General features: G+C 60.3%; 13 protein-coding genes. 9 read left to right on the plus strand and 4 right to left on the minus strand.

All coding sequences use genetic code 11. From position 1 onward, the window contains the following. Positions 1-31 precede the first annotated feature (31 nt). A complete protein-coding gene (locus NMG46_RS15520) occupies positions 32-463 on the plus strand; it encodes a DUF1810 domain-containing protein (RefSeq protein WP_254818511.1) in 432 nt (143 codons plus the stop codon). 275 nt (positions 464-738) lie between these two features. On the opposite strand, the gene NMG46_RS15525 is transcribed toward NMG46_RS15520, so the two are convergent. From NMG46_RS15525 to petA, 3 genes are read right to left on the minus strand one after another with little or no spacing between them, the layout of a single operon-like run. After that, entirely contained in the window at positions 739-2,256 is a 1,518-nt protein-coding gene (locus NMG46_RS15525; RefSeq protein ID WP_254818512.1) for a mechanosensitive ion channel family protein, read from the minus strand. A 23-nt stretch (positions 2,257-2,279) separates the two neighbouring features. Then, positions 2,280-3,575, minus strand: a complete 1,296-nt coding sequence (locus NMG46_RS15530; protein ID WP_254818513.1) for a cytochrome b N-terminal domain-containing protein — start codon at positions 3,573-3,575, stop codon at positions 2,280-2,282. 15 nt (positions 3,576-3,590) lie between these two features. Continuing rightward, a complete protein-coding gene (gene petA / locus NMG46_RS15535) occupies positions 3,591-4,067 on the minus strand; it encodes a ubiquinol-cytochrome c reductase iron-sulfur subunit (RefSeq protein ID WP_254818514.1) in 477 nt (158 codons plus the stop codon). A gap of 390 nt (positions 4,068-4,457) precedes the next feature. On the opposite strand from petA, the gene NMG46_RS15540 reads away from it, so the two are divergent. The 8 genes from NMG46_RS15540 to NMG46_RS15575 all read left to right on the plus strand — a co-directional run bounded on the left by NMG46_RS15540 (position 4,458) and on the right by NMG46_RS15575 (position 12,983). Continuing rightward, positions 4,458-5,105 carry a glutathione binding-like protein gene (locus NMG46_RS15540; RefSeq protein ID WP_254818515.1) on the plus strand — a complete coding sequence of 216 codons (648 nt, stop codon included), beginning with the start codon at positions 4,458-4,460 and terminating at the stop codon, positions 5,103-5,105. Positions 5,106-5,702: 597 nt separating this feature from the next. Continuing rightward, a complete protein-coding gene (gene dgoD / locus NMG46_RS15545; RefSeq protein WP_254818516.1) occupies positions 5,703-6,875 on the plus strand; it encodes a galactonate dehydratase in 1,173 nt (390 codons plus the stop codon). A gap of 5 nt (positions 6,876-6,880) precedes the next feature. After that, the gene (locus NMG46_RS15550) at positions 6,881-7,657 is read left to right on the plus strand and encodes an SDR family oxidoreductase (protein WP_254818517.1); all 777 of its coding nucleotides are present in this window, start codon (positions 6,881-6,883) and stop codon (positions 7,655-7,657) included. Between the two features lie 32 nt (positions 7,658-7,689). Continuing rightward, complete coding sequence (locus NMG46_RS15555; protein ID WP_254818518.1) at positions 7,690-8,673, plus strand: substrate-binding domain-containing protein; 984 nt, start codon at positions 7,690-7,692, stop codon at positions 8,671-8,673. Positions 8,674-8,780: 107 nt separating this feature from the next. After that, positions 8,781-10,301 carry a sugar ABC transporter ATP-binding protein gene (locus NMG46_RS15560; protein WP_254818519.1) on the plus strand — a complete coding sequence of 507 codons (1,521 nt, stop codon included), beginning with the start codon at positions 8,781-8,783 and terminating at the stop codon, positions 10,299-10,301. Next, positions 10,298-11,299 (plus strand): ABC transporter permease, encoded by a 1,002-nt coding sequence (locus NMG46_RS15565; protein WP_254818520.1) that lies wholly within the window; start codon positions 10,298-10,300, stop codon positions 11,297-11,299. Before NMG46_RS15560 ends, NMG46_RS15565 begins: the two co-directional genes overlap by 4 nt. Before the next feature lie 2 nt (positions 11,300-11,301). Next, on the plus strand, positions 11,302-12,102 hold the full coding sequence (locus NMG46_RS15570; RefSeq protein WP_254818521.1) for a FadR/GntR family transcriptional regulator: 801 nt from the start codon (positions 11,302-11,304) through the stop codon (positions 12,100-12,102). Between the two features lie 5 nt (positions 12,103-12,107). Further along, on the plus strand, positions 12,108-12,983 hold the full coding sequence (locus tag NMG46_RS15575) for an aldose 1-epimerase (RefSeq protein WP_254818522.1): 876 nt from the start codon (positions 12,108-12,110) through the stop codon (positions 12,981-12,983). A 52-nt stretch (positions 12,984-13,035) separates the two neighbouring features. Here the strand turns inward: NMG46_RS15575 and NMG46_RS15580 are convergent, their stop codons facing one another. Then, a complete protein-coding gene (locus NMG46_RS15580) occupies positions 13,036-13,239 on the minus strand; it encodes a sarcosine oxidase subunit gamma family protein (RefSeq protein ID WP_254818666.1) in 204 nt (67 codons plus the stop codon). Positions 13,240-13,296 lie beyond the last annotated feature (57 nt).

The raw sequence follows: 13,296 nt of genomic DNA on the forward strand, positions 1-13,296 counted from the left end.
AATGTTGAGGGTTTCCCAAGGATCTATCCAAATGCCCGACGAGTATGATCTGCAGAGGTTCGTCAGCGCACAGGATCCGGTCTACGACGACGCGCTGGCCATTCTACGTCGAGGGATGATGTGCACTCCCTATATGGAGTTCATCTTCCCAAGGTTGGCCGCAAGGCGAAGTGGTGCAGCGCCTGAGCCATATGCAATCACATCGCTCGACGAAGCCAGCGCCTATCTCTCATCCCCGATACTGGGAGGCCGTTATCGGGAATGCGTCGGCACCCTGCAACGGCTCTCCGGCCTGAGCGCTCGCGCTGTCTTCGGTGAGGTTGATGCGAAGAAGGTGCACGCGTCCCTCACGCTGTTTTCCGAAGCAAGCAACGAGGAGTTCCTGCTCGAGACAATCTTCGACGTCTGGTTCGACGGTTTGCTCGATGAGGAAACGATGAACGCTCTCTACTTGATGTCGTAGTGGTCTGCTCGTGCCAGCGGCGTAAAGCTGTCGCGGCGCAGAGGTCACCATCCGCTGCCTTATCATGCGGTGCCATATCGAAGCCGTGACCTGCGTCGAATATAGCGGGCCGAAATGGTCGAACAGGACGAAGGGCCCGACCATGAGGCGATTCGAGGAGGCAATACGCGCCCTACCTTCAGTCCGTCCGCAAAATCACAGATAGCCGGCTGGATCGATGCCTGTGATATCGCTTTGGCGGATGGTCATGGATCTCTGTCCTTCTGCATGCCTTGTCAGCCAGGTGCTCGAACGCGCTTGAACGGAGCGGCGCGAAAGACCGTCTGAATGGCTTTGAGGAGCGCGAATTTGGAGCTCGCGTGGTGCTGTCCGGCGATGCCGCTTTCATTAAAAGCCGACACCCTCATCGACAGGATCGCGGCAAGATCTTCGGCCATTTCGGGCCGGTCGTGCAGCAGCGGTGCAAAGCTTTCCTGGTCTATCTCGTAAACCGTGACAGGGGTCATTGCCCGCAAACTCGACATCTCGCCAATGCCGGCGAGCAGGCCGGTCTCGCCGAAGAAATCGCCAGGTGCAAGCCGGCCGATCTCCTGCAGTTGATCGTCGTCCTCGCCAATTTGCCGGACGATGACGCCCGTCCGTACGATCATGAGCGACGGCAGCATCTCTCCCTGTCGTGCGATGATCTCGCCCTTATGGTAGGTGTGAACCGAGGCCGCTTTGGCGAGCGACTCCTGCTCGGTACCCGTCAGTGCCGAGAATACCGGTATGGAATTGATAAGCTCGATCGGGGTGAAGCCTTGCGAGGCTGCCGTCTCGTCGCTCGGCCGGTTGGTCATGGCAATCGAGCCCGAAAGTGGCTGCGCCAGCAGCATGCCGGTCGACTTTGAATGGCGATAAATGAGATCGAAGATGTCGTTCCGAGCGGCACTTCGCTGGTCAATACTTGCGACGCGAAACGACAACTCGATCTCGATAGCTGCAGCATCCAGGCTTCTGATGGTAACCGAAGGCGAAGGGTCCTGGAGGATTGAATTGCAGCTCAGCAAGACAGTGCGCATGAGATCTACGATGATCGCCGGCGTCTTCGTTGGCGCCATCTTGACGGTGACGGCAAGTCCATGGCTCTCGTCCGGACCGCTTAAATTTGTTACCCCGATCTTGGCGAGAAGGCTGTTTGGCAGCGCGACGACATTGTGGGTCGGGGTAAGGAGTTGAGTCGACCGCCAGTTGGTCTCGACAACGCGGCCTTCGGTTCCGTCGCCCAGAATGATCCAGTTTCCAAGCACGTAAGGGCGGCCGAGGTTAAGCGCGATCCCAGAAAATACGTCACCAAGCGTATTCTGGAGCGCCAGTCCCAGCATGACGGCAAACACGCCCGACGTGGCAATGAGCGTTCCGACCGGCACTGCAAAGACGAACGCCAGGATCGACAGGAACATTCCAGCATAGACGATTCCGACCACGACGTCCTGCAGGAGACGTGCCTCGCGCGGCTTTCGCTCAAAGACGAGATAGATGCGGACAAATCCGATCAGCGCCCAGGCAAGGTGAACCCACCAGAGCAGCTTGACCGAGCCGATGAGGATCGCTCCCCCGGTTGTTTCGTTGTTCCCTGCGGCCTCGTACGGCACGACGCGCAGGTGGAGAACCATGGCCGACATCGCGAGGAAAAAGCCAAGTTGGACGACCAGCTTCGCATTGGCGAAGCGTCTGGGGATGAGAGACCAAACGACGATCCCGGCGAGGCCGAGCAACACGATGTAGACCAGAGGAGAGTTCCACCAGTTCATGAACGATCACCGCAATGCCCAGTTCAATGTTTGGTCTCCGGCCCGGCGATCGGGCCTCTGCCGCTGGCCTTGTCTTTTTCGAGCACTGCTTCGGTGATCGAATTCGGCAGCCGTCGCGGCTTTTCGATCAGCCCGAGCACCGGCATGGCGATGATGAAGAACGCGAAATAGTAAAGCGTCGCCAGTTGGGACATGACGACGTATGCGCCTTCCGCCGGCCGGGAGCCGAGCCAGCCGAGAAAGAGGGCATTGGCAACGAATAGCCAGAAGAGCACCCTGTACCAGGGGCGATAGACCGCCGAGCGCACTTTCGAGGTGTCGAGCCACGGCACAAGGAACAGCACCGCGATCGAGCCGAACATCGCGAGCACGCCGCCGAGCTTGGAATCGATCGGCCCGATATTGAACGTGATGGCCCGCAGGATCGCGTAGAACGGCAGGAAGTACCATTCCGGCACGATGTGGGCCGGCGTCTTCAGCGGATTGGCGATGCTGTTGTTGTCTGGATGGCCGAGATAGTTCGGCAAGTAGAAGACGAAGTAGGCGAAGAAGAACAGGAACACGAGGATGCCGAAGGCATCTTTGACGGTCGCATAGGGCGTGAAGTCCACGACATCGGTTTTCGATTTGACCTCGATGCCGGTCGGATTGTTCTGGCCGACGACGTGAAGCGCCCAGATATGCAAGGTCACCACGCCCGCAAGCACAAATGGCAGCAGGTAATGCAGCGCAAAGAAGCGGTTCAGCGTCGGATTATCGACCGCGAAGCCGCCGAGCAAAAGCTGCTGGAGCCAGTCGCCGATCAGTGGGACGGCCGTGAAGAAGTTGGTGATGACAGTAGCGCCCCAGAACGACATCTGTCCCCAAGGCAGCACGTAGCCCATGAAGGCCGTCGCCATCATCAGCAGGAGGTTGGTGCAACCGAGCACCCACAGCAGCTCACGCGGCGCCTTGTACGAACCATAGTAGAGCCCGCGGCAGATATGGATGTAGACGGCAATGAAGAAGAACGACGCGCCGTTGGAATGGAGATAGCGCAGCAGCCAGCCCGAATTCACGTCGCGCATGATCTTCTCGACCGAATTGAAGGCCAGCCCCGTATCAGGAGCGTAATGCATCGCCAGCACGATGCCGGTCAGGATCTGTGAAACCAGCATGATCGTGAGAATGCCGCCGAACGTATAGGCGTAGTTCAGGTTGCGCGGGACGGGATAGACGATGAAGCTGTCATAGACCAGCCGCGGCAGCGGCAGGCGGGCGTCGAGCCAACGTTCGATTCTGGTTTTGGGCGTATAGGTCGAGTATTTGTCGCCGCTCATCGAAAGCCCTCTGCCTCAGCCGATACGGATCTTGGTGTCGGAGACGAATTGGAACACCGGTACCGCCATGTTCTCGGGTGCCGGCCCCTTCCGGATGCGGCCGGCGGTGTCGTATTGCGAACCATGGCAGGAGCAGAACCAGCCGCCGAAATCGCCTTCCTGACCACGCGGGATGCAGCCGAGATGGGTGCAGACCTGGATCATCACTACCCAGGCTTCCTTGCCCGGCGTGGTTCGATTGGCATCGGTCGCCGGCGCATCGGCCGGCAGGTTGGCATTGCGGGCGATTGGATCCTTGAGCTCGGCGAGACTGACCGCCTCGGCGTCCTTCCTCTCTTTTTCGGAGCGGTTGCGTACGACCACCGGCTTGCCATGCCAGTCGACGATCAGCGACGTTCCCGGCGTCAGCGATGAGACGTCGACCTCGATCGCGGCGGGCGCTTCGACGCGCAATGTGTGCTCGGCTGTGGAGGTTTCGGAAAGGTCGGCCATGGTGGCGACTCCTGTTGCTGGAAGCTGCGTCATCGAGTTGGTGGCAATCGAGCAAAAGCAGGCCACGGCTTTCGCCTTTCCAGTCTGCTCATATCGCCCGAAATATGCCGGCCGTGGCCGGGTGTGAGCCATCGTGCCAACGGCGCGCGCGTCCAATACTTTCGTTTAGGATTTCCTGAGCGAAGGACTGGCCGGGCTGGCGATGATGCCATCATGGAAGGTTCTGGATTCCTCCCAATAACCGTTGGCCACTGAGCTGGGATTTGCCCCGGCATTGCGCACGGCGATCCCAAACTTCAGCCCGACCATACCTCGGCATAGGCACGTCTAGCTGTCGGTGTCGTAGTCGCCGTCCCCGCCAGGTGCGAGTTCTTGGAGCGGTTGTCTCGCGTGGCAGGTTTTCCGCCCGGCGACGACCAGCGCGATTCAATCGGGTTCAGAAAAGGGAAAGCGGTGAAACTCTACTACAGCCCTCTCGCGTGCAGCCTGGCCGACCACATCGCGCTGGAGGAGGCTGGTGCATCCTTCGAGCGCGAAACCGTCAATCTCAAAACCAAGCGGACGGCGTCCGGGGATGATTTCACCACCGTGACGCGCAAGGGCTATGTTCCAGCCCTCGTGCTGGATAGCGGCGAGACGCTGACGGAAAACATCGCCGTCCTCGATTGGCTCGCGTCGCGGTACCCGGCACTGGGAGTGGAAGGGCCTTTGGGCCGTACGCGCGTTCTCGAAGCGCTGACCTATGTCTCGACTGAAATACATCGAAGCTTCAAGCCGATGTGGCACCAAAGCAGCGATGCTGAAAAGGCCAAGGCGAGCGCGACGATTACGAGCCAACTCGAGTTCCTCGCAGACGGGCTCAAGACCGACTATCTGTTCGGCGACAAACCCAGCGTCGCGGATTTTTATCTTTTCGTAATGCTGCTTTGGGCGGCGCGCTTCCACGTCCCTGTTCCCGCGCCTTTGCAAGCCCTTCGCGCCCGAATGGCTGCCCGACCGGCTGTGCGCATCGCAATGGATCGTGAGGGCCTCGTCTGAAGCCGGGGTGGCCCGAGCATAAGATCAGACGCAACATTTCCCTCTCTCCCCACAGAAGATCAGGAGTCATTCTCATGCTGCCGTTTCTGCGGATGCTACATCCAGCCGCTTCCAAGCGCGGGGACGGTCTACATCTCGAATTTCTCCGAAGGGAAATCGAGGAAACGCTGGACCTTACTGACATTCCGTCAGAACTCGCCGCACTGCCCCCGGGCCGAGTGGTTGCAATACTGGATTCGGCGCAGTCACCATCGAAATAAGCGCAATATTTCCTGTTGGCCAATGGGGCGGTTTAGTCGTTCCCGCTTGTTGGTCATCATAGAGCTTCATCATGAATGCGAGTAAGGCTCCCGACACGGTCGATCATCGCCGCCGGCGCATTGTCGGTGCGACAGCAATGACGTTCGCCGCCACGATCAGGCAAGCTGAGTGAGCTGCCGATACCTGCGCTGGATGGGCGGCGAGGACATGACGTTTGCGAGCTGACATCGAGGTGCGGCCCTGGTCCCACATCGACGTTGCGCTTGACTCGTCCATATTATTGGTAATAAATCATACATATTGCCTTCAAAAAAGACGGCAGGTCTGGGAGGACCGATGAAAATCACGGCCATCAAGGCGCGCGTCTGCAATGCGGAAATGCGCAACTGGGTCTTCGTTCGGGTCGAAACCGACGAGCCCGGGCTGTTTGGCTGGGGTGAGGCGACGCTGGAATGGAAGACCCGAGCCGTCGTTGGGGCGCTTCAGGATCTTGAGGCCCTGCTCGTCGGGCAAGATCCGCGCAACGTGGAGCAGTGCTACCAGATACTTACGCGCCACGGCTTTTGGCGTCTTGGCGTCGAGGGAATGTCTGCCGTCAGCGGCATCGAGATCGCGCTCTGGGACATCCTGGGCAAGTCATTGGGCGTCCCCGTTTGGCGCCTTCTGGGCGGCCAGGTCCGCGACTATCTGCGCACCTACACGCATCTCGGCCTCGGGGAGATGAAGGCGGTCTATGAGACCGGATCCGCGGATGCCATCGTGGAACGCGGACGCATCGTGACGCAAGCAGGCTACGATGCGGTCAAGGTCGTCTGCGTTCCCTACACCCACTACGTATCGCCCGCCAAGGCAGTCGACTCCGTTGCCAATATGGTTGGCTCGCTTCGCGAGGCGGTGGGCCCGGATATCGACATCATGGTCGATTTCCACGGACGCCCTGCATCGGTTAACGCGGCGATGGATTATCTCAAGGCAATCGAGCCGGCCCGCATCATGTTCGCGGAAGAGCCCGTTCCACCCGAAGATGTTGCCGGACTGGCGCATATCACCGCGCGATCAGCCGTGCCGATCGCCTCCGGCGAGCGGCTGATCGGACGCCGCGAATTTACGCACTCGATCGCAGTCCGCGCCTTCAACATTGCCCAGCCTGATATTTGCCACACTGGCGGTCTGCTCGAGACGAAGAAGATCGCGGCCATGGCGGAAACCGCAGGCATCGGCCTTGCGCCGCACAACCCGCTTGGTCCGATCGCCGGTGTGGCTGCTCTTCATTTCGGCATATCGACGCCGAACGTTGTCATTCAGGAGGAGATGTCCGGTGCCGTCGCCTGGTATGACGACGTCGTCACCTGGCCAATTCAGCGTAAACCAGGCCGCTGGGATCTGCCCGAACTGCCGGGCCTTGGCGTCACCGTCAATGAGGACGTGATCGCGCGCCACCCCTTCAAGCAGGAAGTGCTGCATGCCCGTAATGCCGTCATGCCGGACGGCACCGTGGTCGACTGGTGAATGCGATGGCAGGCCGGCTGCAAGGAAAGATCGCAATCGTCACGGGAGCGGGCCAGGGCATTGGTGCCGCCACCGCCCGCGCCTTTGCGATGCATGGGGCAAAGACCGTTATTGCCGAACTGAATGCGGCAAGCGGGAAAGCGATCGCCGACGAACTGCTGGCACAAGGCGCGGACGCTCTGTTCGTCGAGACTGACGTCACCGACGCATCCGCAGTCGCGGACATGGTCGCGCGGACGATCACGGCCTATGGTGGCGTCGACATTCTGGTCAACAATGCCGGTGCCAACGTCTTCTACGAACCATTGATGATGCCGGATGAGGAATGGGAGCGCTGCCTCAAGCTCGACCTCCAGGCCGCGTGGTTCTGCGCCAAGGCGGTTTTGCCGACGATGTTGGCGAAGGGCTCGGGGTCCATCGTCAACATAGCGAGCTGTCACGCCTTCCAGATCATTCCCCATACGTTCCCGTACCCGGTCGCCAAGCATGCACTTTTGGGCCTGACCCGTTCGCTGGCCATCGAATACGCCGCACGCGGTATCCGCGTGAACGCGATCGCCCCCGGCTATATCGAGACGCCGATCGCGGACGCCTACTGGAACACATTCCCGAACCCCGCCGAGGAGAAGCGGCGAGCCTACGACCTCCATCCGCCCAAGCGCATCGGTCGGCCGGACGAGGTTGCAATGACGGCGGTTTTCCTCGCTTCGGACGAAGCGCCGTTCATAAATGCCGAGACGATCACCATCGATGGTGGGCGCTCGGTTCTCTACCACGACTAGCAACCACAAAAGAGCTCTCAGGGAGGATCTTCATGAAAACCACAACAAAGGCTTTGGCGACATTTGCGGTACTGGCTGCCGGACTGATGAGTGGTGCAGCAAGCGCAGACGAAATCAAGATCGGCTACATCAACAAGATGGGAGACCACCCATGGTTTGTCGCCGAAGTTGGCGGCGCCAGGAAAGCGGCTGAGGCGGCGGGGGCCGCGTTCGTGTCGCAGGACGTCCAGTTCGACGCCAATTTGACGATCACGACCTTCGATACGATGGTCGGCGATGGTGTGAAAGGCATCGCCATCGTCGTCCCCGACAAGGCGCTGGGACCGGTCATCGCGGAGAAAGCAAAGGCCGCAAAAATTCCCTTGGTGGCGGTCGACGACGACATCTACTACCAGGATGGCACCCAGGTCCCCTATGTCGGCATGAATGCCTACAACATCGGTGCGCGGGTGGGCGAAGAGCTCGCCAAGCTCTACAAGGCCGACGGCTGGGCGGGCAAAGAGGTGCGCATTGCCTCGATCGAGGACCGCAAGGCCGATACCTGCATGCAGCGCAATAAGGGCGCGGAGGAAGCGTTCCTGAAGGCGGTGCCCGATTTCAAGCCCGGGAATATCGTGCGCGTCCCCTACGACAACACGATGGTCAACGCCATCGACGTGATGACCACCACATTGACGGCCAATCCCAGCGTCACGAACTGGATATTCTACTCATGCAACGATGATGGCGTGCTGGGTGGTGCGCGAGCACTGGAGAATGCCGGCTATACCGCAGACCAGGGCATGGGGATAGGCATCGACGGGAGCCGCGCCTGCGACGCCTTCGGATCAGGAAAGCCCTCGGCATTCCGTGGGACTATGTGGCTCAATTCGGAAAATCACGGCGCGCTTGCGGTGAAGATTCTCTTGGCCTCGATCAAGGATGGAACGAAGCTGCCGGTTCAATCCTTCACCGACCCGGAATACATCACCGCCGATAATTTTGCGTCGGACTACAAAGCCAAGCTCTGCCACTGAGCCGGCTACGCGTCATGCGCCGCAGGGCGCGTGACGCTCTTTGGGCCGGCAGGTTGTCAGCGCGCACACGCCACCGACACGGGATCGATCCTCGGGAGTGAGCTTTGATGCAATCGGATTTCTTCTCGCTCGATAGGATATCCAAACGCTTCGGCGTCGTGCAGGCGCTCGACAACGTCTCGATTGCCTTTCGGCCGGGAGAGGTGCTCGCCCTGGTTGGCGAGAATGGGGCCGGCAAATCGACGATGATGCGAATTCTCGAGGGCGTGTTCGAGCCCGACAGCGGCACTGTGCGGCACGGTTCCACGCCGATCGTTTTCAGCGAACCGCGCGACAGCCACAGAGCCGGAATACGCGTCATCCATCAGGAGCCGGAGATCGTTCCGAACCTGACCGTGGCCGAGAACATTTTCGTTGGGGAACTGCCGCGGCTGGCAGGCGTCCTGCTCGACTGGCACAGGCTGGAGGAGCAGACCGATAAAGTGCTTGCGACCTTCGGCATGCAACAGGATATGCGGCCGCGGCAACTCTGCAGCACGCTCGGTCCGGCGCAGCGTCAGATGATCGAAATCATGCGCGCAATACATGCCGGCGGCCAGTTGATCGCATTCGACGAGCCGACCTCGTCACTGACCGACGACGAAGCGCGCCGTCTGTTTTCAGTAATCCGCCGGCTGCGCGAAGAGGGCACTTCGATCGTCTACATCTCTCACCGGCTGAACGAAATCATCGACCTAGCAGACCGCGTTGTCGTTTTGCGGGACGGCCGGCTGGTCGATGATTCCCCCGCTGCCGGTGCCAGCGAGCAGACCATAGCCAAGCTCATGGTCGGCCGCGACATCGCCGATCTGTTTACGCGCGAGACGTGGCAATCGGGAAAACCGTTGCTGGAGGTGACGGGCCTGACCACCAACCGCGTCACCGATGTGAGCCTCACGGTCCGCCGCGGTGAGGTGCTCGGCATCGCCGGCCTTATGGGGGCGGGCCGATCCGAACTGGCGAAGGCGATCGTCGGCTATGATCGGCGCCTCGGCGGAACCATAACGATGAATGGCGTGCCCGTTGGCCCTAACAGCCCGCATGCCGCGATCGTGGCGGGCATCGGCTTCGCCCCGGAAGACCGCAAGCACGAAGCCCTGCTGCTGTTCCGCAGCATTCTTGACAACGCTTCGCTTTGCGTGCCCGACAGGACGTCGACCTTCGGCTTCTTCAACCGGCGCAAGGCGCTGGAGATTGTCTCACCGCTCGCAGCAAAGATGTCGATCAAGGCGCCTAACCTCGACGAACAGGTTTCGAAACTGTCGGGCGGCAACCAACAGAAGGTCGTTCTCGCGCGCTGGCTTGCGCGGCAGCCGATGCTTCTCATCCTCGACGAACCGACCCGCGGCATCGACATCGGCGCCAAGGCGGAAATCTATCGCCTGATCGATGAACTCGCCGCCGGCGGCATCGGCATAATCCTGATTTCCTCGGAAATGCCGGAACTGATCGGGCTCGCCGACAGGGTGCTCGTCATGGCTGGAGGCCGGATCACCGCCGAACTTTCCCGCCCCGACATCGACGAGGCCACGATCCTGAAACACGCAATGCCGCAATCTGTACCATCGCTCGGAGGACAAATTCAGTGAACAGCCTTGAGCTCAGGACAGCAACAGCACAAACCGACAAAAGGCGCGCGTCCTTGCGCATCGCGGAGCGCATCGGCATTCACAACATAAGCCTACTGGTTGCTCTCGCCATCCTCGTGCTCATCTTCGGCACGATCAGAGGCGATGTGTTCTTCTCCAGCCGAAACCTGCTGAACATCGGCCTCGGCATCACCATCCTGGGCGTTCTGGCGATGAGCCAGACGGTGGTCATTGTCGCGGGCGGACTTGATATCGCCGTTGGCGCAATTGTTGGTCTGACCACTGTATCGACGGCAATGGCCATCCAGTCGACGGGCTCGCCTGCGGTGGGCATTGTTGCCGGCCTGGTCCTGGGCGGTCTTGCGGGTCTTGTGAACGGCATCATCATCACCTATGGGCGGGTCAACGCAGTCATCGCGACTCTCGGTACGATGGCGATCTTCCGCGGCATCGCATTCATCATGTCCGATGGGCAATCGATCGCGATCTTCAGCGACACGTTCCGCTTCATCGGGATCGGACGAATCCTCGGCCTGCCTCTGCTGATCTGGATTCTTTTGCTGACCGCGATCGTGTTCCATCTCTTCCTTGCCCGCTCGATCGTTGGGCGTAACATCTATGCCCTGGGCGGCAATCCCGTTGTAGCGCGCTTCTCCGGCATCAACATCAACCGCTACCGCGTCGGCATCTACATCATGAGTGGCGTGGCGGCCGGATTGGCCGGGATTCTGTTGGCTGCCCGTACCGGCTCGGGGCAGCCCGTATCCGGTTCCCAAGGTCTGGAACTCGAGGCCATCACAGCGGCCGTGCTGGGTGGCTGCGCCTTGCAGGGCGGGAAGGGTACGATCATCGGCGCGCTGCTGGGCGTCGCCATCATTGGCGTCCTCAACAACGGGATGATACTGACGTCCGTGCCAACCTTCTATCAGTTGCTTGCCAAGGGCTCGCTGCTGATACTTGCTGTGGTAATTGCCGAGTACCACTTGAACAGGACATGACGATGGACGCGGCGATCGCTTCGACTGGCCAGGGCAAGCAGGACATTCCTGCCGCAGATGGCACCACGTCATCGCTCAAGGATCGCATCGCACGCGATCTAGGACAGCGCATCCTCGCCGGTTCCTACGCGCAGCATTCCGTGCTGCCAACGGAAGCCGAACTTTGCGTCATCTACGGGGCGAGCCGCACTGCACTTCGCGATGCTCTTCTGACGCTTTCGGCGAAAGGATTGATCGAGGCACGCAAGCGGGCCGGGACGCGTGTACGCGCGTCGAGCGAATGGAACCGGCTGGATGCACAGGTTCTGGAATGGATGCGCGATATCGAGCCCGATCTCGATTTCGTCCGCGGATTGATCGAGGCGCGACTGGTCATTGAACCCGCTGCCGCCCAACTTGCGGCCAAGATGGCGACGTCAGGCGATCTCGCAGTCATCGAAGCGGCCTATGAAGCCATGCGCATTGCTCCGCAGGACGATCTCGCTGCGTGTCTCGATGCCGACGTCAGGTTTCATACCGCCATTCTTCGTGCCAGCCGCAACCCGGTGTTCGCCAATCTCGGCAATATGCTTGCGGCCGCTCTCAGCTTCTCCTTCCGCTTGACCACATCGGCCACCGCCAATTACCAGCAGACGCTCAGCGCGCATGGCGACGTGCTGGAGGCAATTAGGATGCGCAGGGCCGACGACGCTCACGATCAGATGAGGGCGCTCATCGGGATCGCGTCGAACGACCTTCTTGCAGTGGCTCGCAAAGGCCGCCGTCAACAGCCGATCGCCGCTGCCAAGGCCGATACCGTCTGAAGCGGATGGTCGGGACGATCAAGATCAGAAGCGGAGACCTGTCTGCTGAAATCGTCCCAGCGCTTGGGGCCGGTCTTGCGAGACTGGACTATGGGCGCGTGCCGCTCTTCAGGCCTTGGCCAAACGGCGGGAGCAGCAAACCGTTCGACCTTGCCTGCAACCTGCTTTTGCCATGGTCAAATCGCATCTCAGGCGGCGGGTTCACATTCGACTCCAAATTCCACGAACTGCCTGCCAATGTTGCAGGCGAGCCATTTCCCATCCACGGCAATGGATTTTCCAGCGAGTGGGACGTCGACAGCGTAGCGCAAGACAACGCTAAGCTTTCCCTCATCAGCAACGGGCCCGGCCCATACCGATATCGCGCCGAGGTGAGCTACGCGCTGGCCGGACAGGGACTCGAGTTGAACCTTCGCATCGTCAATCAGGCATCGATCAGATTGCCGTTCGGGCTTGGCATCCATCCATGGTTCCCGAGAACGGCACGAACCGCGCTTCATGCGCCGGCCTCGCAGGTTTGTCTCGAACTGCCCAACCATCTCCCTGAACGGTTTGTGGATGTCAAAACCCATCCCGATTGGGATTTCGGCGCCCCAGTCGTATTGCCGAGTGGATGGATAAACAATCTGTTTGCCGGTTGGAGCGGCGTCGCCACCATATCGTGGCCGGAGCACAGTTGCAGCCTGCGGATCGAAGCTTCATCGCCCTTGAATTTCTACCTGGTCTATTCGCCATCGGACGAGAGCGACTTCTTCTGTTTTGAACCGGTCAGTCATGCTGTCGATGCTCACAATCGTGGTTCGATCGACAAATGGAATGGATTGTCGGTGCTTGCGCCTGGCGAGGGCCTGGCAGCCCGTTGCAGCTTTGCCGTCAGTTAGAGTCTAGGGCGGACCTCAGCTGCGCCCTCGAATTGGCGGATCTCGGCCAGGGCTAGCCGTCGGCGATCCAATCCGAGAGGCTGCGGGCAAAACTTCGCGGCACGATAAGTTCACACGCGGTCTCGCCGGTGCGCAGGAAGAGCACGGACACGTGATGGAAGGATGTCAGCACGGCGCGGCCCGGAGCGGCGGCCGGCGCGTGCCAGTCGACGGCAATGCAGCCGGACAGAAGCCTTGCGATACCAGGGCCGGCCATTTTCAAACGAACACGACCTTCCTCGAGGGGAACGGAACAGCCGAGATCGGGGTCGAC

The organism is Mesorhizobium sp. LMG 17147, from assembly GCF_024297145.1.
GTDB lineage: Bacteria > Pseudomonadota > Alphaproteobacteria > Rhizobiales > Rhizobiaceae > Mesorhizobium.